The organism is Paenibacillus oryzisoli (assembly GCF_050467285.1).
Taxonomy (GTDB): Bacteria; Bacillota; Bacilli; order Paenibacillales; family NBRC-103111; genus Paenibacillus_E; species Paenibacillus_E oryzisoli_A.
In genome coordinates this window covers 189,132-209,175 of record NZ_JBCMUN010000013.1, presented here as the reverse complement: position 1 = coordinate 209,175, position 20,044 = coordinate 189,132, and the positions used below count along the sequence as shown (strand labels likewise).

The window sequence follows — 20,044 nt, the reverse complement described above, 5'->3', positions numbered from 1 at the left end:
CGGTCGAGGGCTTATCCCAAAAGTACCCAAGAAAGTGAAGCGAAGCTTTGTAGCTGATGCCGATTACTTTCTCGGGGCCCAGAACTACAACATAAACCTAAGGTTTGAACAACGTTTCGTATCTAGTTTTCAAGGTGCAAGCCTTGAGAAAGCAATACTGTTTGGTGATGATGGCGGAGGGGATCCACGCGTTTCCATCTCGAACACGACCGTTAAGCCCTCCAGCGTCGATGGTACTTGAACCGCAGGGTTCTGGGAGAGTAGAACGTTGCCAAGCGATTAAAGAGCCTTACTTGGAGAAATCTGAGTAAGGTTCTTTTTGTTTTAAGTGCGATTCTATCCTGGCCCAAAGCAGCGCTTCAATCTTTGTATTTTTTACAAAAATCCGGCTTTAAGCGAAATATTTGCGCCCATTTATATTACAATAAGGGAATGTTTCTTACATAGCAGAGCAAAGTGATTACAGACAGGAGTGAAGCAGCATGGCAAATGCCTATGTTCAGATAGGAATGGCGATGTTTCGTACGGGCATCCTCGGCTACGGCGGCGGGCCGTCGATTGTGCCGCTGATTCGATACGAGGCGGTAACCCGTTTTAAGTGGATGAAGGACGAGGAGTTTATGGAGGTGCTGGCGATTGCCAATACGCTGCCAGGGCCGATTGCGACGAAGCTGGCGGGGTATCTCGGTTACCGGCTCAAGGGAAGCTTAGGGGCGGTGCTTGGGGTTGTGGCACATATTTTGCCGACGTGTGTGGCTATGGTGGGATTGTACTCTTTTATCACCTTCTTCAGTACCTCGCATGTCATCAAAGGCATGATTGCCGCTGTGGTGCCGATTGTGGCAGTTATGCTCGGCGTGATGGCGTATGAGTTTGGGGAAAAGGCGGTCAAAGGGCTCGGTTGGATGGCGGGCATTATTTTCTTCGTGCTGTCCTTTCTGCTGCTGCAGACGTTTGCGGTGCATCCAGCCATTGTTATTTTTCTATTCCTCTTCTACGGGGCTTTTCATCATAAAGTAAAGGACAAGTGGGGCAAAAACCGCAAATCGCTTGGCAAAGGTGAAGGGGCATGATCCTGGATTGGTGGCATCTGCTGGTTAGTTTCTTTTTATCGAACGTGTTTGGCTACGGGGGCGGTCCTTCGTCTATTCCGTTGATGTTTCAGGAGATTGTGACGAATCACAACTGGATGAATTCCAGTGAATTCTCGAACATGCTGGCGCTGGGCAATGCGCTGCCGGGGCCGATTGCGACGAAGATCGCGGCGTATGTCGGCTATGAGATCGGCGGCTGGGGCGGCGTACTCGCGGCGGTGGTAGCCACGGTCGTGCCGTCGATTATTGCACTTATCATTTTGCTGAACATCTTGCAGAAGTATAAGCAGGCGCCCGCAATCAAAGGTATGACGCTGCTCGTTCAGCCGGTCATCGCGATCATGATGGTGTTGGTGACATGGAGCTCTTTGGTGGAATCGACGAAAGCGATCGGGTATTTGCAGTTTTTTGGAATTGCGGCGGTGGCGTTCTATCTCATTCAAATCCGGAAAATTCATCCGGCCTTCGTCATCCTGGGAGGGTTCGTGTACGGTGGGATTTTCTTGTCCATGTAAGGGAAATAGATCTATTTGGCGTTGAGCACAAAAGCTCGCGCTTTTTTTCGTTTGTGCACCAAAGATCATGTTCAGTTAATTGACGCAATTGCGGGGTGGACAGTATAGTGAGAAATTATATAAAGCGGGACGTGTAGGGTAAGGAGGCCGGTGCGAAGCAGAGCCAAGAGACGTACGCCGTCGGGGCTCACGTCGGGGGAAGCGAGATGGAATCCGATGCGGGCACTGGTGTTCCTTGGTTGGCGGTGGCGTGGGAAGCCCTAGGGCCCAACGAATTCGCATGAGGTTCCGAATATGCGAGAGCAACGATTCTAATTGGGAGGCGCTAACATGAATGAAGCGGTTCGCGAGCATATGCCATATTTAAAACGGTGCATTGACATCTCTTACGAGGCGCGAGAGGCTGGCAACACGCCGTTTGGCGCGCTGCTGGTCGGGCCGGATGGGGAGATTTTGCTAGAGCAGGGCAATATCGAGATTACGGAGTCCAACTGCACCGGGCACGCGGAAACGATGTTGATGGAGAGAGCCTCCAAGCTGTACAGCAAAAAGGAGCTGTGGCAATGCACGCTCTACTCCTCGGCAGAACCATGCGCGATGTGCTCGGGTTCGATCTACTGGGGCAACGTGGGCCGCGTCGTTTTTGCGCTGTCGGAGAAGCAGCTCGCAATCCTGACAGGCGCGCACGAGCAGAATCCGACGCTGGATCTGCCGTGCCGTGTCGTGTTCTCGAGTGGCGGTAAGCCGATCGAGGTGATCGGACCGGTGGCCGAGCTGGAGGAAGAGGCGGCGCTGGCGCATCGGGGATATTGGACATTTCCGTTAATCCGTGAGGGTTAACGGACTCTTTTTATTTTAGCGATGAGGCGTATTTATTTGTTAGTTAGAATCCGCATCAAGACAGCAACGTCGGGGAAGCCATATGGTTCGTCACCCTGCTCCTGCAGAATGAGGCTGTTAATAACGGAGAAGTACCACTGGAGAAGCTGCCGAGGATTTCCTGGGGCGAATTCGCCGGTCTCCTGGCCTTTGATGAAGATAGGCAGCAGCCGATCGATCATCGTATCCGAAGAATATTGTTCGAAAAGCTGCGTGACCTTCGGGGGGAGCTCCTCCATCTTGCGCGCTTTGAGAATAAGCATGAAGGCGAATTTATTCTCATCATCCAACATATTCAGGGTGAGCGCCTTGATTTGTTCGTAAGGCGTGCCTGGCATGGAGCTGCTGTCGTCAATCTCGCTTGTCGCATCTTCCATCAATTCTTCGACGATTGTCGAGAAGAGAATGTCTTTGGATTTGAAGTAGCGATAGATGAGCCCTTCACTAATGCCGGCGGCGGCGGCAATCATGCTTGTTTTCGTACCGGCGAATCCGTGACGAGCGAACACTTTGAGCGCCGCTTGTTTGATCTGCATCGAACGTTCGTCACGGATTTGTTCCAATTGCTGTTTATTTAAGGGTGACAATGGGCTTCATACTCCGATCTTGAGAAATGTTGAGCTCATTATACCACATCCGCACGCCTTGAACCCGACGCCGCTGGATGGTCGGAAGTTCGAGTCAAAGGAAGCACGTGTTGAAGCAACAGTTCAAGGAAAGCCTCGGGACGTGCAAAACAGGCGAGATGACCGGCATTCGGGACGACTGCGAATTGTTTGCAAGGGGCCTCGATATCATTGAAAAAGTCTTGAGCAGTCTGGAGCGGTGTAACCAGGTCAGTGTCTCCCTGGAAGATGAAGTAGGGCAAGTCGTAGCGGGTCCCGATCCTCCGTGCGTCGAAGGCAATTAATTCGTCATAGAGCTGCTCCAGCGAGTAATTCATGCCTTTAAAATAAGCGAGGAGATCCCGGAATTTATGGTTTGGCGAAGCCAGCATCGACGGAAGAACGAGATCCATGATCATATTAGGAGCCGGGGTGACGACTTTGACCATCCAACGATTTTTGTTGTCAAAATCTTTAAGGCTCCAACGGGAAGGTTCCGATCCGATTTTCTCGAAGAGCTGGATGCCTTTGGTACAACGTGCTGCGCGGAGGCCCTCCAGATTTAATTGGTACGACAGCTTATGTCCATCGATGTTGACGTTCTGATCTGTACCTACATACGCGTGGAATAGCTCAGGTCTTCGTTTGGCCATTTGCGTCCCGATAATGCTTCCGACGGAGCTGCCAACCAGAATCAATTTGTTCTGACCAAGCGTATGGAGCAAATATTGCACGATTTCGATACCGTCCTGAATAAGTCGTTCAAAGGAAATGGGACCGATTCCTGTCTTGCTATATTTGCTGAAGGTTTTGCCAGCTCCACGCTGATCCCATTGAACAACGGTAAAGTACTTCTCCCACGAGCGAACCAAGGGGCTGAAAATAGAATAGGAAGAAGCCGGGCCGCCGTGGATAAAAAGGAGAATGGGATTATGGCGATCTTCCCCGCGAATCGAGATCCATTGCTCCATGTCGTCGATCGAGACATAGCGGTTTTCCTCAATCTTATTTGGCGATTCCAGCCGAAGCTTGCGCGCGTTTTTGCGCTGATTGAACATTCTCAACATGAGGTCTGGTAAAACATTCGATTTTGTCATAAGGGACATCTCCTTCATCTGCTTGCTGATTTTATGAATGAGTAACTCACTCATCAACAGAATAAGCTATTTTTAGAAGTGAGTCAATAACTCATTCTTAAAAATTAATTCGTTCATAAGAAAAATAGAAAAACCGCACAGTTGTGCGGTTTAAATGGTCAATGGTTCGACATGTGTTTTTAGAATATCCTATCTTTAAAAGCCGTTATCCATGAGCTTTGACGCCAGCGGGTTTCCCTTTCATCATTAATGCCATCGCTAATCCAATAACCGCCGTCACTGCCGTTACAAGCGAAGCTGCATTCATGCCTTGAATCATTCCATTGGAATCTCCGTTGCCTCCGTAATAAGTCATCATGGCGACCAGCAGGGCGGTGCCAATCGCACCGGCAATGGTTCGAACTGTCGTGTTGACCGGTACACCGTGAGAAATTAGTGCCGGCGGCAGCGAACTCATGCTGGTCGTCACAGAAGGCATCAAGCACAGGCTGATTCCCGCCATACGGATGGCGTACACCACAATTAAATAAGCATAGGATGTCGTCACCGTTAAATGAGCGAACATCAACGAGGTCACGAGGGTAATGAGAAGCCCGATCGATATAACCAGCTTTCCTCCCAACCGATCAAACAGCTTGCCGGCAATGGGCGACATCACTCCGTTTACAATAGCGCCCGGCAGCAGCATAAGCCCAGCCTTAAGCGGTGAATAGCCCAGCATGGTTTGCATGTAGAGAGGAAGAAGGAGCTGTGTACTCAGCATAACGATCATCAGAATCATACTAATCGAGGTGCCCATTGTAAAATTCGTATTGTTGAACACGCGCAATTCCAGAAGGGGGTTCGCTTTCGTCCATTGTCTCCATACGAACAGCCCAAGCGAAAAGGCGCCAACGATTATCGCCCCCCATGTTACGGCATCGCTCCAGCCCCTCGTACCGGAAAGGCTGAACCCGAACAGCACGCCGCCGAAGCCTAGCGATGATAGGAGAACGGAGAACACATCCAGCTTAACTGCAGCCTGAGCGGTCACATTCCGCACAGCGAACAGGCCGATGACCAGAAGTAGAAGCGCGAACATGCCTAGCAGTTCAAACAACAGACGCCATGAATGGTTGTGTACCAGCCAGCCGGACAGAACCGGTCCTGCTGCCGGAGCGAAGGAAACCGCCAACCCGACAATCCCCATATAAAAGCCGCGTTTCGCCCCAGGGACAAGCGTAATGACAAGCGTCTGCAGCAGCGGAAGCATGATGCCCGCACCAATTGCCTGCACAATTCGCCCCGCAATCAGCAATCCGAAGCCTGGAGCGGCAGCGCAGAGGAATGTTCCTACGGTCAGTAGGCCCAACGCGGCTATGAACACCTGTCTTGTTGAATAACGCCGAATCAGATACGCCGTCACGGGAACGACTATCCCCGTCACAAGTGCGAAAACCGTCGTTAACCACTGGGCCGTGCTCGCCGAGATGTGAAAGTCCGTCATCATGGGTGGCAATAGCGTATTCACCGTGGATTGGTTTAATAGTGCCGCTATGGTGCCAAAAATCGTAATGACAATCGTAACAAATGCGCCTTTTTTCATCGTTTCCAAAGTAAAAACCTCCAGATTTCAATTTAACTTACTGAACGTTCGTTGAGTTAATAAAGTAAAAAAAGGAGTCCTAAACGGACCACAGATTAATATAAAAGTCAATCATTCGTTCCAACTGCGCGGCATCTCTCTCTTTGCCCAATAAAATTTGCTGAAACGCTCCAATTGCTGCGTGGGAAGCCAGTTGCGATGCTGCCATCTGGAAATCCATTTGGCGGATTTCACCTAACGCAGCGCGCTTCTCGAGGAAGCCGACCAAAGCTTCATTGGGTTGGTCCGCCATGCGGTTTAACCATTCCAACTGCTCGTTCTCTAATAGATTTCGTTCTTGAATCAAAATCTGAAAGTAATCCTTATCGTTCATAAATCGCTTGTCGAGTCCTTGGACGGCGTTCTTGAGAACCTCGCGCAGCGGCAGCTGGTCACTAAACGTATTTGCGAACGAACTCAGAATAGTGGCCATCCGCTTTTCCTGTAAATCCTGCAAGACGGCTTTAAGAATCTCCTGCTTGCCGCCGGGAAAGTAGTGGTAGGTCAGCGCATCGGCCATCCCGATTTCTTTATTCAATTCGCGCATGGAAGTTGCGTGAAAGCCCTTCTCCGCGAACTGCCTTTTAGCAATATCCAGAATCTGCTGTCTCCTTTCCTCTGCCAATAGATCGCGGTTTGTTCTTTTTTTTGCATCGTTGGTAGCAGCCATTTCACATTCTCTCCACTCACTAAACGTTTGTTGAGTTAAATATAATAGAAAATTTTTCTTGCGTCAAGCCTAATAACTATCCAATCCTCTTTTATCAAAAACACAAAAAAAATAACTGATGTTATGAAAGTTTACAAACTTCTTTCATATAAATTGACCCATGGGGACACCGCATTTACAATGAAAAAAATCTCATTGGTGAAAGTGCAGAATTTTCAGGCAAAAACGGGGTGACAGGGCGATGGAGCAGGCGAGGTCGGGCATGGAGCAAGTGAATGCGATGGAACAGACGAAGCTGGGCATGAGGCAAGTGAATGCAATGGAACGGAGCAAGTTTGCAGCGGCTTTCGGTGCGTTGTTCGAGCATTCCCCCTGGGTGGCAGAGCGAGCTGCAGCCTCGCGGCCTTTCAATAGCGTTGCGGCGATGATCGGAGCGCTGGAAAGCGCGGTGTGGCGGGCAAGCGGGACGGAACAGCTGGCGCTTCTGCGGGCGCATCCCGATCTCGGGACGCGGGTGCACATGACGGAGCACTCCGTGCAGGAGCAGTCGGGAGCCGGGCTGAATCAGCTGACGCCGGAAGAATACGAACAGTTTCTATCGTTAAATAAACAGTATACGACGAAGTTTCAAATTCCTTTTATCCTTGCGGTAAAAGGGCACACGAAGACGACAATCCGCGAAGCGCTCGCCCAGCGTATGCAAGGGCAGCACGCAGCGGAGATGACGACAGCTTTGCAGGAGGTTTGCAAGATTGGACGCATTCGTCTGTCAGCTATGGTGACACAGGAAGAGGAGGAGACGGCAATGAAAGCAGCACAAGGTGCAGAACGCACGATGTATTACGGCAAAGGGGACGTATGGGTGTACCGCTCCTATGCGAAGCCGCTTAAGGAGATTACGCTCATTCCGGAGTCAGGGTTTACAGGGAGAGATAATGTGCTGTTCGGCATGAACATAAAAGTAAGCGTCAGGGGGGAATCGTTGTTCACGTCTTTTTCCGAGGGCGATAATACGATGGTTGTAGCAACCGACTCGATGAAAAATTTCATCCTGCGCAAAGCAGGCGAGTATGAGGGGGCGACGGCGGAAGGTTTCCTTGCTTTTGCAAGCCGCCTCTTCCTTGAGAAATACCCGCATCTCACCGGCATCCGAATGAGTGCGGATCAGGTCGCTTTCGATGTGCTTCCGGTGCCGGGGGCACAAGGGCTGGAGCCGGGCAATCTGGTTTACCGGTACTCGCAAAATGAACATCCCACCGCCTATGTGGAACTGGTTCGCGAAGGGGATGCGACCGTGCTTACCGACCATTCAGGAGGCATTTCCGATCTCAAGCTCATTAAAGTCAAAGGCAGCTCCTTCGCAGGCTTCGTGCGCGACGAATACACGACACTGCCTGAGACGGCGGATCGTCCGCTGTTTATTTTTCTGGACATTGCCTGGACGTATGAAAATGAAGAAGATGCGTTCCTCTCCGAACGCGGCCGGTATGTCGCTGCTGAGCAAATCCGCGATATTGCGCATACGGTGTTCCATGAACAGCACTCACCTTCCATTCAAAATCTGATCTACCGCATCGGCGGACGGGCGCTCCAGCGCTTCCCGCAATTGAAAGAGGTGCGCTTCGAATCGAATAACCGCACGTGGGAAACGATTTTGGAGCAAGCGGCTGTCGGGGAAGGCAAGGTATTCACGGAGCCTAGACCGCCGTATGGTTTCCAAGGTTTTTCGATGACAAAACGCGATCTGGAGGGCCTATGAGCATCGGAATCACAACACATGTGCTGGATACTAGCTGCGGCAAGCCGGCGATCGGCGTACGCATTGAATTGTATCGCGTGACGGCAGGAGGCGGGGCGGAGCTGCTGCACTCGGCGGAGACGAATGAGGACGGGCGCGTGCCGCAGCCGATGCTCACCGGAGAAGATTATACGGTCGGCACGTATGAGCTGGTTTTTCATGTTGGGGAGTACTTTAAGTTGAGGGGCGTGGCGCTGACGGAGCCAGCTTTTCTAGACCAGGTGCCGATCCGCTTCGGCGTTGCAAGCAGGACATCGCATTATCATGTTCCTCTGCTGATTGCGCCTTGGGGATACAGTACGTATCGCGGAAGCTAAAGGATACATTTCATAGGCTGGGCTCTGCGGAGGGGGATGAGCATGAACGCATGGGATTATGTCATTCGCAATGGAAGCGTCGTCCTGCGGGATGGCGTGCAGCAGCTTGATATAGGCATTCGGGACGGCAAAATCACCGCGCTCGGCGAGCATCTGATCTGTCCGGAGCATACGCCGGTTTTTAACGCGGAGCATCTGCATGTGATGCCGGGCATGGTGGATGCGCATGTGCATTTCAATGAGCCGGCGCTCGGTCATTGGGAAGGGTTCCGCACGGGTTCGGCGTCGCTCGCCGCAGGCGGCTGCACGACGTACATCGATATGCCGCTGAACGGCGTGCCGCCGACGGTGCGGGTCAGCGCGCTGGAGGCGAAGCTGGCGGCGGCTCGCGGCGAGTCCCACGTGGACTACGCGCTATGGGGCGGGCTCGTACCCGGCAACCTACAGGAGCTGCGGGGACTGGCGGAAGCCGGTGTCATCGGATTCAAGGCGTTTATGTCCAATCCCGGTGGCGAGGGCGAGGATATTTTCAGGGAAGTGGATGATAGGACCCTCTTCGAGGGTATGAATGAGATCGCGAAGCTCGGCCTCGTGCTGGCGCTGCATGCGGAGAGTGAGGACATCGTCTCGAAGCTCGCTGTGGAGGCCCGGCGTGCAGGGCGCAGCGGGGCGTTGGATTTTATTGCGACGCGTCCGGTAGAAGCGGAAGTCGAAGCAGTGCGGCGTGCCTTGTCTTATGCGGAGCAGACGGGCTGTAAGCTGCATTTTGTCCATATTTCCAGCGGAGAAGCAGTGGAGATCATTACGGAAGCGAAGGCCAAAGGTCTCGACGTCACAGTGGAAACGTGCCCGCACTATTTGGTGCTGACGAGCGAGGATGTGGCCCGCATCGGCCCTGTGGCCAAATGTGCGCCACCGATCCGTTCTGCCGAGCATAATGAACGGCTCTGGGCCTTGCTGGCTGCAGGCCGTTTTGACATCATTGCCTCCGATCACTCGCCATCTCCGACATTCATGAAGGAGGGAGTCTTCTTCGATGCTTGGGGCGGCATCTCTGGCGCTCAGAGCTCGCTCGAGTTGTTGGTCGGTGAGGGACATGTGCGCAGAGGGATTCCACTGCTCCTGCTCGCTAAGGTGCTTGCGCTGGAGCCGGCCCGGCGCTTCGGTCTGCATCCTCGTAAGGGAGAAATCGCAGTCGGGGCTGACGCGGATTTGGCTGTGCTGGATCTAGGGGCGTCGTACACCTTGCAGGCTAATGATTTGCTGTATCGCCACAAACATAGCCCTTATGTGGGTAGGGAGATGCTGTGCCGGGTGCAGGCGACGTTTGTACGCGGGAAGCAAGTGTATGAGGCGGGCGCAGGCGTGCCCCCAGAGGCTTATGGAGAATGGATCCAGTACGCAGCGGCGATCGGAGGCGGGCAGCATGGCTAAAATGACGGAGCATCCACAGGAATTGCTAACAGCTTACAGCGAGCGGATGCTGGAGGCGCTGGCGTGGCTGGCGACTTTTGGCGGCGATTCGGAGGGAGGCGTGACTCGGCTTCTATATTCGGCACCGTGGCTGCAAGCGCAGCTGGCTTTAATGGATAAAATGCAAGAACTTGGCCTGACGGCCGATTTCGACGAAGTCGGCAATCTGTTCGGCAAGCTGAAGGGTTCCCAGCCTGACCTGAAACCCGTGCTGACCGGTTCCCATATCGATACGGTTAAAAATGGCGGCAAATACGACGGCGCCTACGGTGTCGTCGCATCGATGATGGCGCTCGGCTTTCTCAAAGCCGTCTATGGTACGCCGAAGCGGACGTTGGAGGTTGTGTCGTTTTGCGAGGAGGAGGGGAGCCGTTTTCCGCTTGCTTATTGGGGTTCGGGTCATGTGACCGGTGCGCTTTCCATGCTGGACGGCAATGGCCTGATCGACCGGGAAGGCGTCACCATGTTGGAGGCGATGGCGGAAGCCGGTTTCGAAACGGAGCCGGCCCGGCTGTATCCGGCGCGGCGAGAGGATATTGGCGCTTATATTGAAATTCATATTGAGCAAGGTGGCGTGCTGGAATATAAGCAAAAGCAAATCGGTGTCGTCACGGCGATTGTTGGCCAAATCCGTCATATTGTCGTCGTTTCGGGGGCTTCGAACCATGCGGGGACGACGCCGATGACGATGCGCAGGGATGCCCTGGCTGGCGCGGCCGAGATGGTGGCCTTGACGGAGCGCAAGGCGCTGGGGGAAGGCGAGCCGCTGGTGGCGACAGTCGGGCGGCTGGAAGTGAAGCGTGGCACCTCGAACGTTGTACCGGGCGAGGTGGAGTTTACGCTCGATATTCGGCATACGGATGCCGTGGCGATGGATGCTTTTCGCGATGGCCTACTGGCGGAGTTCAGGGAGATCGCCGAGCAAAGAGGGCTCGGTATTCAGATTACGGAGCATCTCTACGCGCTGCCGGTAGCGATGGATGAAGGCATTTCGGCGGAGATTGTAGCTGCCTGCGAGCGTTATGGCTATCCGTCTCTGCGGATGCCGAGCGGGGCAGGGCATGATGCGCAGCTGTTCGGTGCCGTGTGTCCGTCGGCGATGATTTTTGTGCCGAGCCGGGGCGGCGTCTCCCACAGTCCGAAGGAATACACGTCGCCGGAGGAGCTGGTGAACGGCTTCCAAACGCTGGTGCGCGTGCTGTATCAATACGGGTATGGAGGAAAAGCAGATGAAGACGTATAAGGACTTGGCGCCCTCCTTACGAACGATTATGACACCGGGACCGGTCGAGGTCGATCCGAGAGTGCTGAGGGCGATGTCGTATCCGATTCTCGGCCAGTTCGATCCGGAATTTACGGCGTTAATGAATGAAACGATGGAGATGCTGCGGGAGCTTTTTCAGACGCATAATCAGTGGGCGTTTCCGGTGGATGGCACTTCGCGTTCCGGGCTGGAGGCCGTGCTCGTCAGCATCATTGAACCGGGGGATCGGGTGCTGGTGCCGGTTTACGGCCGGTTCGGCAACTTGTTTATCGAGATCGCGGAGCGCTGCGGTGCGGAAGTTGTGGTGATGGAGCAGCCATGGGGCACGGTGTTCGATCCGGGGGCGATTGTGGAGGCGATCTACCGCGAAAAGCCGGACGTCGTCGCTATGGTGCATGGCGAGACGTCGACAGGCTGCTTGCAGCCATTCGACGGGATCGGCGCCGCCTGCCGAGGAGTAGATGCGCTGCTCGTCGTCGACGCCGTTGCGACGATTGGCGGCGTGCCGCTGCTGACAGACGAGTGGCTGATGGATGCCGTCATCGGCGGCACCCAGAAATGCTTGTCCGTGCCAGCCGGCATGTCGCCGATCACGTACAACGAACGCGTCGAAGCGAAGGTGCTGCGGCGCAAAACGATCGAGCGCGGCCTGCGGGAAGCAGGCTCCGCCGTCTCCGACAGGCGGCCGGTGGCGAGCAATTATTTTGACCTCGGCATGCTGCAGGATTATTGGAGTCCGAAACGGCTCAATCATCACACAGAGGCGACCTCGATGCTGTATGCGCTGCGCGAAGGGGTGCGGCTGGTGCTGGAGGAGGGGCTGGAGGCACGGTTTGCCCGGCACCGCCGGCATGAGGCGGCGCTAATCGCTGGACTTACGGCGATGGGCATGTCGTTGTACGGAGATCCGGCCTGCAAGCTGCCGGTCGTGACCTGCATCCGCATCCCGGAAGGCGTCGACGGCGAGTCGGTGCGGGGGATGCTTTTGCACCATTTTGGGATCGAGATTGCGTCTTCCTTCGGGCCTTTGAAAGGGCAGATTTGGCGGATCGGGACGATGGGTTTTTCGTGCAGGGAGTCGAATGTGCTGCATTTGCTGGGGGCGTTGGAGGCGACGCTGCTGCGGCATGGCGTGCAGGTTAAGGTCGGGCGCGCTGTGCAGGCGGCGTTGGATGTGTATGGTGATGGTGAGACGTAGGGGAAGGGTAGCTTGAATTGGGGAAGTCCTAGCTACTGGCTGGAAAAGTGGAGATGGAGCTGTTGGCTAATGTGATCAGGTTAAGCCGGTGAGTCCGTTCGCTTAAACTGACAATAAGAGAGCAAGGCAACGTCAGGTCGGTTAATCAGCTTGGGGTGTCCACCATGAACTGGAAAACCTCCAGCTCATTTCGTCAGAAAGCAGCCTCCATGCCTCCTGTACTGGAAAAGCTCCAGTTCATTTCAGTCTTTTCGGAGAAGAGCTGTCAAAAGGGAAAATGAACTGGAAGAATTCCAGTCCATTCCCCCGATTTGGGCGAAAACGCGAAAATGTAAGGGAGAAATTCTAGTTCATTTGAGGAGCGGCTACAGTGGGCGATGCTTTCAACAAACCCGGCCTGGGATAAGCAACACAGGAGTTAAGGCGAGGGCTGGTGGGAGAAGCACAGATAGCTGACGAGAGAGAAACGCCGATAGCTCGATTGTATCGGAACCGTGGTGAGTCTTTTGAATAGGACGCTGAATATTGCTTGGGAGGGTGATTGGTTGTGGACGTCTATGACATTTTGGAAGCTGTGGAACATAATCCGCTGGCGCGCGTGCTGGCGACCGTCATTCATGTGGAAGGCCACGCCTATCGCAAGCAAGGGGCGGTCATGGTGCTGATGGCGGACGGCAGCAAGGTCGGGAGCATATCGCCCGGCTGCTTGGAAGCGGATCTGGCAGCGTACGTCCCAGGTGTCTGGGACTCGCAAAAACCGCAAATGGTCGAGTACGATATGCGGCCGGCCGATGATTTTGGCTGGGGTGAGACGATCGGGTGCGGCGGGTTGATCCGCATTATATTGGAGCCGATTACAGGCGAACTGCTCGTGCATCTGCTCGTCGCAAAGGCCAGTCTGGATCGCGGAGAAGCAATGGAGTTGATTCGCGAGTATGGCGAGGGATATTCGGATATTCGGTATTCGTTGTCGACGGCCTGTGCCGTTGGCGAGGAGCTGATGGGAAGGGCGGAGCGGTCTGAAGCCTGTGTTCAGCGGGAGGGGCAGAGAGAGTCGGAGGTACCGACAGCGGGAGAAGAGCGGGTAGTGACGGAGGTGGGTCCGGATGGTGAAGGACGGGGAGTGTTGGAGGCGGGTACAGCAGGCGAGGAGCGGTTAGTGGCTTGGCATGGCCTAGAGGCGAAGATGTCCGGGAAAAGGCGAGTGCTGCCCGTTTCTGGCACCGTGACGCGCATGGAACCGAAGCCTCGCTTGATCGTGTTCGGTGCCAATCCCGATGCTGCTCCGTTGGTACAAATGGCGGCCGACAGCGGCTTTCGCGTTGTTGTGGCAGACTGGCGAGATGCGCTGTGCACGCTGGAAAGATTTCCGGGTGCGACGGAGGCGGTTGTCGCTTTTCCGGAAGCTTTGGCGGCCAGGCTTGCGCTGACGCCGAACGATTATGTCATCATCATGAGCCATCAATTTGAAAAGGATGAGATGTTTGTGCGGCATATTGCCCCATTTTCGCTGCGTTATCTCGGGATTATGGGCTCGCGGGAGCGCACGGAGCGGCTGATGGCCGGTCTTGAGCGGCCGGAGTGGCTACGCTATCCGGTCGGTCTGCCCATCGGCTCGGAGGGCGCCTATGAGAACGCGATCTCTATGACGGCTGAGTTGATCACGGTGAAGCGGGGTGTTCGAGGGAGCGGGACAGTTGGTGATGCGCAGGGTGTTCGAGGGAGAGAGACGGAGGGCTGTGAGGTGGGCGATCACAGGAGAGAGACGGATGGCAGTAAGCGGGGTGACCGAGCGTCCATCGGTCGCATAACGCCTCGCGCGCAAGGGTACGGCGCATGGTGGTGAGCGGCGGTCCGGAGGCGGTCGCCGCCGTGTATTTGGCGGCGGGCAGCTCCCGGCGCATGGGCACGGCGAAGCAGGCGCTGCCGATGCCCGGCGATGGTGGCCTGCGGCTCGGCGCCGTCGCGCTGCGCGAGGCTCTGGCGCTGCGTGCGGAGCTGCCGCACGTCATCGTGGTCGTGCGCGCAGCGGACCCGCTCGACTGGCTGCCAGCGGAAGCGCAGGCCGAGGTGGCGGCAGGCCGCTGCCGCCTGGTGGTGTGCCCCGACGCGGAGCGGGGCATGGCGCATTCGCTGCGGGCCGGCGTAGCGGCCGCCGCCGAGCTTGGAGCGGTCGGCGCGCTCGTGATGCTGGCCGACCAGCCCTTTGTCAGCCGGGCGCTGCTGCGCCGGCTGGTCGAGGCATTCGGCGAAGGCGTCGACTTCGCCGCCAGCGGTGACAGCGGCGTGCCGAAGCCGCCGCTGGTGCTCGGCCGGGCCATGTGGCCGGCCGTGGCGGAGTTGGCGGGCGATGAGGGCGCCCGCTCGTTGTTGCGCCGCCCGGGGTACAGCGGGCGGGTGTTGAACGTGGCGGACCCGCTCACGTTCATGGACGTGGATACGCCGGAGTTGTATGAGGCGGCGGTGGGGATTTTTGGTGGCATGCAGTGAGGATGGAAGAACCGCGCCATGGTACTGGGCGTGATAGTAGGGATGAGTGCGGAAGCTCGCTGTTGCGGGCTTTTTTGTTTGGTGCGAGGCGGTCGTGCCCATGCGCGAAGGCGGCATAGCCGGGGCTGGGGGTTAAGTAGCTAGTTTTGGTTTTGCGTGGCGTGAAATTGTAGGCGGGATGCGCGTGTGTGGGGAAGATTGCCGAGTAGTGAGAGTGTCTGGGAAGAAGCTAAGTTGTTGGAGTGCGGAGATTAGCTGGAGGTGAGGGCAGACTGTGGTTTGCGGGGAGTGACTGGGGACGAAGGTAGATTGCTGGATTGCGAAAAGTTACTTGAAGAAGGCAGCTGTTGGTTTGTCGAGAGTTCGCTGAGGAGAATTAAGTTTGTTGGATTGCGAAGAATAGCTGGAGATGAAGATGAATTGCTGGAGTTTGCGGGTAGTTGCTGGAGAACAAAGGTAGTTTTACTTGAAGAAGGCAGTTGTTGGTGTGTCGAGCGTTTGCTGGGGAGCGAAGATTCTAGATGCAAGGTAGCTGGATTTGGAAGCTCTGAGAGCCGCTCACAGTTAAGAGGGGTGAACCACTCCTATTTAGCGGTATTGGCTGATTTTGATCGAATTAAGAGGGGCTAACCACCTCTATCGGGCCATAATACCTGGCTTTCTGGGTCAGCGGCGAATATTAAGGGTGGTTTCCCCCTCTTATTTGGTGATATTGGCTGATTTGTGCCGAAATAAGAGGGGGAAACCACCTCTATTGAGCGCATGCCCTGGTTTGTATTGGAGAGGAAATGCTGGGTGAGCGGACGCACAAGAGGATGGTATGTCACATATCGTGACGCGATATAAAGGGTAAGGTGCATCATCACGAATGACTCGGCATTTTTTATACAAAAAAACAAACTTGCGTCAGGTAAGTTGACGCGTTAAATGAATATTGTATATAGTAAGTCTAATTTATCTTCGGAAATGGGTTAGGCAATCCGCATCAGCATGTGATGTTCAGCATTTTTGGAGGAGGGGTGAGGTTATGTCCATTCCTATGCAACGGTTGCCGGAGCAGCAGCCTTCCGTCTGGCAGCCGGCCAGTGTCAAGGAAGCGATTCAGCTCCAAAAGCAGTGGGGCGACGCAGCGGTCGTCGTGGCAGGCGGGACCTGGCTGCGCCCCCGCTGGGAGAACGGCGTTGCGGCCATACCGCAGCATTTAATCAGCTTGGGCCGTATCTCGGCGCTAAAGAGCCTATCCATCGATGAGCGGCGAGTGGTATGGAACGATGGTCAGCGGGAGCGCACGGCGCCGCTTTATATACGTTATGGGCCGCTGCTGAGCCTTAACGCGGTGATGACCAGCGAGCTCACACACGAGCATGCTCCGCTGCTCATGCAGGCATGCGCAGAGGTGGCGGCGCCCTCGATTCGCAATATGGCGACAATTGGCGGGAATGTGATGACTCGTATGGGAGATCTCATTCCGGCGCTGCTTGTACTGGAGGCGCAGGTGGTGTTGAACGATGGCGGGCAGGAGCGTGAGCTGCCGCTTCAAACATGGCTCGCCGCAACGGGCGATCCTTCGGACATTATGACTGGCATTTTACTGCCGCTGCAGGCAACGAAAGGCCACTGCCAGTTCTATCTAAAAGCAGGCCGCCGGGAGGCATTCACCCCGTCCGTGGTGACGGTTGCGGGAAGGCTGACCTTCCAGCCCGACGGTATGATCGCAAGCGCAAGACTCGCAGCCGGCGGCGGAAGTGCCATCCCGGGCAGGCTCACTCAGGCGGAAGCGCTTCTGACAGGTCAGCCGCTCAGCAAGGCGCTGCTCAAGAAGCTGCACAGCGCTGCTTACGAACAGTGCGCAGCTGTCCCTGACGATTATGTGGGCATCGCGTATCGCAAAACGACAGCAGCCAACCTCATCGTCTCGGAATGCTACAAAGCTTGGCGGGGCAGCAAAGGGGGCGGAGCCGATGCTCCTGAATCGTGAGACGCACGCCCAAAAATGGATCATCCGGCCCGACGGCAAGGAGAAGGTGAGCGGTAAACTTAAATATTTAACCGATCTGACTGCGCCAGGTATGCTGCATGGCAAGGTGCTGCGCAGCGCGCATGCCCATGCGTGGATCTTATCGATCGATACAAGCCGAGCGAAGCAGGTGCCCGGCGTGCGGGTCGTCATCACGGCTGACGATGTACCGGGACTTAACTTATTCGGCATCGCGTTCCCGCATCAACCGGTCCTCTGCAAGGAGCGAGTGCGCTATGTCGGCGATGCGGTGGCCGCTGTAGCGGCTGATACGGAGGAGATCGCGGAATACGCGCTCTCGCTGATCGAAGTCGTCTACGAGCCTCTGTCGGTCGTGGACGATCCGGAAACTGCCCTCGAAGCAGGGACCATGCTCCTGCACCCTGAGGGCAATTTGCTGCATCAGACGAGTCTGACACTCGGGGACGGCGACATTCTAAAAGCCTTCAACACATGTACGCATATTGTTGAGGAAACCTACTACACGCCCCGGCAAATGCACACGTATATGGAAACGGAAGGCGGGCTGTTCGTCCCTGAAGCGGATGGCCGCCTCACGGTGTACTCGCCGACTCAGCATGGCTACAAGGACCGTTTCCAGCTGGCGCGCATCCTGGGCATCCCGGAGGAGCAAATCCGCGTCGTCTCGAGTCCGATCGGCGGCTCTTTCGGCGGGAAGGATGAGCTGAACGTGCAGCCGTTTGGAGCGCTCATGGCATGGCTGACCGGACTTCCCATCAAAATGCACAACTCCCGGCGCGAATCCGTCGTCGCCGGGATCAAGCGGCATCCGATGCGTATTCGGATGAAAACGGGCTGCGACAGCGCAGGCCGCCTCATCGCGCATCAGGTCAGCATCCTCGCGGACACCGGGGCGTACGCGACGCTGGGGTGCGAGGTGCTGAACTTCGCCACCGAGCACGCTATCGGCCCTTACACCATCCCGTATGTGGCGGTGGAAGGCAAGAGCGTCTACACGAACAACGGCGTGTCCGGTGAGTTCAGAGGCTTTGGCGGCAATCAGGTGATTTTTGCCGTGGAGAGCCAGATCGAGCGCCTGGCCGACCTGCTCGGCCTGGACGCGTGGGAGCTGCGCAGGCTGAACCTGCGCAGCCCGGACGACCCCGGCCCGATGGGGCAGCCCATCGTGGCCACGGAAGGCGCCTCGCAAGTGTGGGCGAGGGCGCGGGAATCCCGGCTGTGGCAGCACCGCGCCCAGCCGGAAGAGCCGTGGCTGCGCCGGGGCGTCGGCGCAGCGCTGGTGATGCACGGGGCCGGCCTCGGGTTCGGCATCCCGGATCATTCCGGCGGCCGCCTCGAGCTGACGGCCGATGGCAAAATCCAGGCCTCCTTCGGCTTCGAGGAGTTCGGCCAAGGGCTCTACGCAGCGCTGACGCTGATGCTGCAGGACTGTTTCGGCTGCGCCGCCGATGACATTCGCATCGTCATCGGGGACACCGACCGCGTGCCGAGCAGCGGGTCGAGCACCGCCTCACGCGCCACCACGATGATGTGGCGCGCACTCCAGCGGCTGAAGCCGGCGTTCCTGGCGAAGCTGCTGACGCAGGCTTCCGAGATCTCCGGCATCCCCGCGGAAGAGCTCGTGACCGGCGTCGGCGGTCTGCATCGCAAGGGCGATGCGAGCGGCCAGCCGGCCCTCACTTACAGTTCCGCCGCCGTAGAACCCATCGTCGCGCACACGGAGTTCCACTACCCGACGACGCCGGAGGGCAAGGTCGGCGCACATTATTTGTACTCCTACGCAGCAGCGATCGTGGAGGTCGAGGTCAATCTGTTGACCGGCCGGGTAAAGGTGCTGCATACCGATCATGTGATCGCCGCAGGGCCAGTTATTAATCCGATGGGCTTCCTCGGACAGATCGAGGGCGGTAGCGGGATGGCGCTCGGTTTTACACTGACGGAGGATGCCGTGATGAAGGGAGGCCGATATCTGCGGCACAACCTCGACACGTACCTCGTACCAACGTTCACCGATAGTCCGCTCAGCATCCAGGTCGAGGCGATTGAAGAGCTGCCGGAGGACGATGCGTTCGGGCCGAGAGGCGTCGGCGAGATCGGCTCGGTCGGTCTTGCGCCGGCGATTACGGCGGCGGTTCGCCAGGCGACAGGCGTGTGGGTGAACGCTTTACCGATATCTCCGGAAAACATCGTGCAATCCATCGATTGGTTAGAAGGGGTGGAGGCTATTGATTAATACAACGTATGTACTGGAATGCTGCATCAATGGAAAAGACATGTCGATCCCAGTGCCCGCCTCCAAGCGGATGACGGACGTTTTGCGGGACGATCTGGGGTTGACCGGAACGAAGGTTTCCTGTGAGATCGGGCGCTGCGGCGCTTGTATGATTTTGCTGGACGGCCAGCCGGTGAATGCGTGCCTGCTCATGGCGTATCAAGCGTCAGGTACAGCGATTACAACGATTGAAGGTTTGTCGGCAGGCGAAGCGCTGCATCCTGTTCAGCAAGCGCTGCTGGAGGAGGGTGGCTTGCAATGTGGCTATTGCACGGCGGGGATGGTCGTCACGCTGAGCGCGTTATGGGAGAAGAATCCGGCGCCGACGCGGGCGGAGGCCGAAAAGGCGCTGTGCGGGAACATTTGCCGATGCACGGGGTATGAGGGGATTTTCAGAGCGGTAGAGACGGTTAACGTGGTAAACTTAGGACTTACGAAATAAAAAAAGGGTTGTATAATTAGATTAGCTAATTATACGACCCTTTTTGTATGAAGAACGAATTCTACCACCAATAATTGGACGGCTCAGAGGCGTTTTGTTTTCTCGTGTGGGAAGGGACCTGAAATGTTTTCAGCAGAGCGGCTGTTTCTTCCGGAGAAAGCGGTTGCGCAGCCAAAAAAGAATCGGCTTGTTTTTTCAGTTCTGCACGTTTGGCGGTGTGTACGGAGCTTTGCAATTCGGGGTTTAATTGAATGATTGCCATAGGTAATAACTCCCTCTCAATAGTAGTAACGTACTAGCGTAATTA

Annotated in this window: 18 protein-coding genes and 1 rRNA gene; 14 read left to right on the top strand and 5 right to left on the bottom strand. The window is 56.0% G+C overall.

All coding sequences use genetic code 11. The features are described from left to right. The first annotated feature begins 160 nt into the window (after nt 1–160). The 4 genes from rrf (at nt 161) to ABE504_RS23055 (ending at nt 2,449) form a co-directional block, all read left to right on the top strand. Nucleotides 161–277, top strand: a 5S ribosomal RNA gene (gene rrf, locus ABE504_RS23070). A gap of 205 nt (nt 278–482) precedes the next feature. After that, entirely contained in the window at nt 483–1,073 is a 591-nt protein-coding gene (locus ABE504_RS23065; RefSeq protein WP_430093164.1) for a chromate transporter, read from the top strand. After that, nucleotides 1,070–1,609: a chromate transporter gene (locus ABE504_RS23060; RefSeq protein WP_430093161.1), complete on the top strand. Its 540-nt coding sequence runs from the start codon at nt 1,070–1,072 to the stop codon at nt 1,607–1,609. The genes ABE504_RS23065 and ABE504_RS23060 overlap by 4 nt, the downstream gene beginning before the upstream one ends. A 330-nt stretch (nt 1,610–1,939) precedes the next feature. Next, on the top strand, nt 1,940–2,449 hold the full coding sequence (locus ABE504_RS23055; protein ID WP_430093158.1) for a nucleoside deaminase: 510 nt from the start codon (nt 1,940–1,942) through the stop codon (nt 2,447–2,449). A gap of 32 nt (nt 2,450–2,481) precedes the next feature. On the opposite strand, the gene ABE504_RS23050 is transcribed toward ABE504_RS23055, so the two are convergent. The 4 genes from ABE504_RS23050 to ABE504_RS23035 all read right to left on the bottom strand — a co-directional run bounded on the left by ABE504_RS23050 (nt 2,482) and on the right by ABE504_RS23035 (nt 6,484). Beyond that, complete coding sequence (locus ABE504_RS23050) at nt 2,482–3,075, bottom strand: TetR/AcrR family transcriptional regulator (RefSeq protein WP_430093156.1); 594 nt, start codon at nt 3,073–3,075, stop codon at nt 2,482–2,484. A gap of 38 nt (nt 3,076–3,113) precedes the next feature. Then, nucleotides 3,114–4,190, bottom strand: a complete 1,077-nt coding sequence (locus ABE504_RS23045) for an alpha/beta fold hydrolase (protein WP_430093153.1) — start codon at nt 4,188–4,190, stop codon at nt 3,114–3,116. Nucleotides 4,191–4,395: 205 nt separating this feature from the next. Next, the gene (locus tag ABE504_RS23040; protein ID WP_430093191.1) at nt 4,396–5,775 is read right to left on the bottom strand and encodes a DHA2 family efflux MFS transporter permease subunit; all 1,380 of its coding nucleotides are present in this window, start codon (nt 5,773–5,775) and stop codon (nt 4,396–4,398) included. A gap of 79 nt (nt 5,776–5,854) precedes the next feature. Beyond that, nucleotides 5,855–6,484, bottom strand: coding sequence for a TetR/AcrR family transcriptional regulator (locus ABE504_RS23035; protein ID WP_430093151.1), 630 nt, complete (start codon nt 6,482–6,484; stop codon nt 5,855–5,857). A gap of 241 nt (nt 6,485–6,725) precedes the next feature. Between ABE504_RS23035 and pucL the strand changes: the two genes are divergently transcribed. The 10 genes from pucL (at nt 6,726) to ABE504_RS22985 (ending at nt 19,737) form a co-directional block, all read left to right on the top strand. Continuing rightward, nucleotides 6,726–8,243: a factor-independent urate hydroxylase gene (gene pucL, locus ABE504_RS23030; RefSeq protein ID WP_430093148.1), complete on the top strand. Its 1,518-nt coding sequence runs from the start codon at nt 6,726–6,728 to the stop codon at nt 8,241–8,243. Next, nucleotides 8,240–8,599: a hydroxyisourate hydrolase gene (gene uraH, locus ABE504_RS23025; protein ID WP_430093145.1), complete on the top strand. Its 360-nt coding sequence runs from the start codon at nt 8,240–8,242 to the stop codon at nt 8,597–8,599. The genes pucL and uraH overlap by 4 nt, the downstream gene beginning before the upstream one ends. A 42-nt stretch (nt 8,600–8,641) precedes the next feature. Further along, nucleotides 8,642–10,033, top strand: coding sequence for an allantoinase (locus ABE504_RS23020; RefSeq protein WP_430093143.1), 1,392 nt, complete (start codon nt 8,642–8,644; stop codon nt 10,031–10,033). Then, a complete protein-coding gene (locus ABE504_RS23015) occupies nt 10,026–11,315 on the top strand; it encodes a Zn-dependent hydrolase (RefSeq protein WP_430093140.1) in 1,290 nt (429 codons plus the stop codon). Before ABE504_RS23020 ends, ABE504_RS23015 begins: the two co-directional genes overlap by 8 nt. Further along, nucleotides 11,302–12,534, top strand: a complete 1,233-nt coding sequence (locus ABE504_RS23010) for a pyridoxal-phosphate-dependent aminotransferase family protein (RefSeq protein WP_430093137.1) — start codon at nt 11,302–11,304, stop codon at nt 12,532–12,534. Before ABE504_RS23015 ends, ABE504_RS23010 begins: the two co-directional genes overlap by 14 nt. A gap of 547 nt (nt 12,535–13,081) precedes the next feature. After that, nucleotides 13,082–14,380, top strand: coding sequence for an XdhC family protein (locus ABE504_RS23005; RefSeq protein ID WP_430093135.1), 1,299 nt, complete (start codon nt 13,082–13,084; stop codon nt 14,378–14,380). Beyond that, nucleotides 14,371–15,024 carry a nucleotidyltransferase family protein gene (locus tag ABE504_RS23000; protein ID WP_430093133.1) on the top strand — a complete coding sequence of 218 codons (654 nt, stop codon included), beginning with the start codon at nt 14,371–14,373 and terminating at the stop codon, nt 15,022–15,024. Before ABE504_RS23005 ends, ABE504_RS23000 begins: the two co-directional genes overlap by 10 nt. A 1,027-nt stretch (nt 15,025–16,051) precedes the next feature. Next, nucleotides 16,052–17,002 (top strand): FAD binding domain-containing protein, encoded by a 951-nt coding sequence (locus ABE504_RS22995; protein ID WP_430093131.1) that lies wholly within the window; start codon nt 16,052–16,054, stop codon nt 17,000–17,002. Continuing rightward, the gene (gene pucD, locus ABE504_RS22990; protein ID WP_430093128.1) at nt 16,986–19,256 is read left to right on the top strand and encodes a xanthine dehydrogenase subunit D; all 2,271 of its coding nucleotides are present in this window, start codon (nt 16,986–16,988) and stop codon (nt 19,254–19,256) included. The genes ABE504_RS22995 and pucD overlap by 17 nt, the downstream gene beginning before the upstream one ends. Continuing rightward, on the top strand, nt 19,249–19,737 hold the full coding sequence (locus ABE504_RS22985) for a (2Fe-2S)-binding protein (RefSeq protein WP_430093126.1): 489 nt from the start codon (nt 19,249–19,251) through the stop codon (nt 19,735–19,737). The genes pucD and ABE504_RS22985 overlap by 8 nt, the downstream gene beginning before the upstream one ends. 61 nt (nt 19,738–19,798) lie before the next feature. Here ABE504_RS22985 and ABE504_RS22980 read toward each other — a convergent pair whose 3' ends face one another. Further along, complete coding sequence (locus tag ABE504_RS22980) at nt 19,799–19,999, bottom strand: hypothetical protein (protein WP_430093123.1); 201 nt, start codon at nt 19,997–19,999, stop codon at nt 19,799–19,801. Nucleotides 20,000–20,044: the final 45 nt, after the last annotated feature.

Coding starts and splice junctions, on each gene's coding strand:
- ABE504_RS23065 (WP_430093164.1), top strand. CDS start 483: ATGGCAAATGCCTATGTTCAGATAGGAATGGCGATGTTTCGTACGGGC.
- ABE504_RS23060 (WP_430093161.1), top strand. CDS start 1,070: ATGATCCTGGATTGGTGGCATCTGCTGGTTAGTTTCTTTTTATCGAAC.
- ABE504_RS23055 (WP_430093158.1), top strand. CDS start 1,940: ATGAATGAAGCGGTTCGCGAGCATATGCCATATTTAAAACGGTGCATT.
- ABE504_RS23045 (WP_430093153.1), bottom strand. CDS start 4,190: ATGACAAAATCGAATGTTTTACCAGACCTCATGTTGAGAATGTTCAAT.
- ABE504_RS23040 (WP_430093191.1), bottom strand. CDS start 5,775: ATGAAAAAAGGCGCATTTGTTACGATTGTCATTACGATTTTTGGCACC.
- ABE504_RS23035 (WP_430093151.1), bottom strand. CDS start 6,484: ATGGCTGCTACCAACGATGCAAAAAAAAGAACAAACCGCGATCTATTG.
- pucL (WP_430093148.1), top strand. CDS start 6,726: ATGGAGCAGGCGAGGTCGGGCATGGAGCAAGTGAATGCGATGGAACAG.
- uraH (WP_430093145.1), top strand. CDS start 8,240: ATGAGCATCGGAATCACAACACATGTGCTGGATACTAGCTGCGGCAAG.
- ABE504_RS23020 (WP_430093143.1), top strand. CDS start 8,642: ATGAACGCATGGGATTATGTCATTCGCAATGGAAGCGTCGTCCTGCGG.
- ABE504_RS23015 (WP_430093140.1), top strand. CDS start 10,026: ATGGCTAAAATGACGGAGCATCCACAGGAATTGCTAACAGCTTACAGC.
- ABE504_RS23010 (WP_430093137.1), top strand. CDS start 11,302: ATGAAGACGTATAAGGACTTGGCGCCCTCCTTACGAACGATTATGACA.
- ABE504_RS23000 (WP_430093133.1), top strand. CDS start 14,371: ATGGTGGTGAGCGGCGGTCCGGAGGCGGTCGCCGCCGTGTATTTGGCG.
- ABE504_RS22995 (WP_430093131.1), top strand. CDS start 16,052: ATGTCCATTCCTATGCAACGGTTGCCGGAGCAGCAGCCTTCCGTCTGG.
- pucD (WP_430093128.1), top strand. CDS start 16,986: ATGCTCCTGAATCGTGAGACGCACGCCCAAAAATGGATCATCCGGCCC.
- ABE504_RS22980 (WP_430093123.1), bottom strand. CDS start 19,999: ATGGCAATCATTCAATTAAACCCCGAATTGCAAAGCTCCGTACACACC.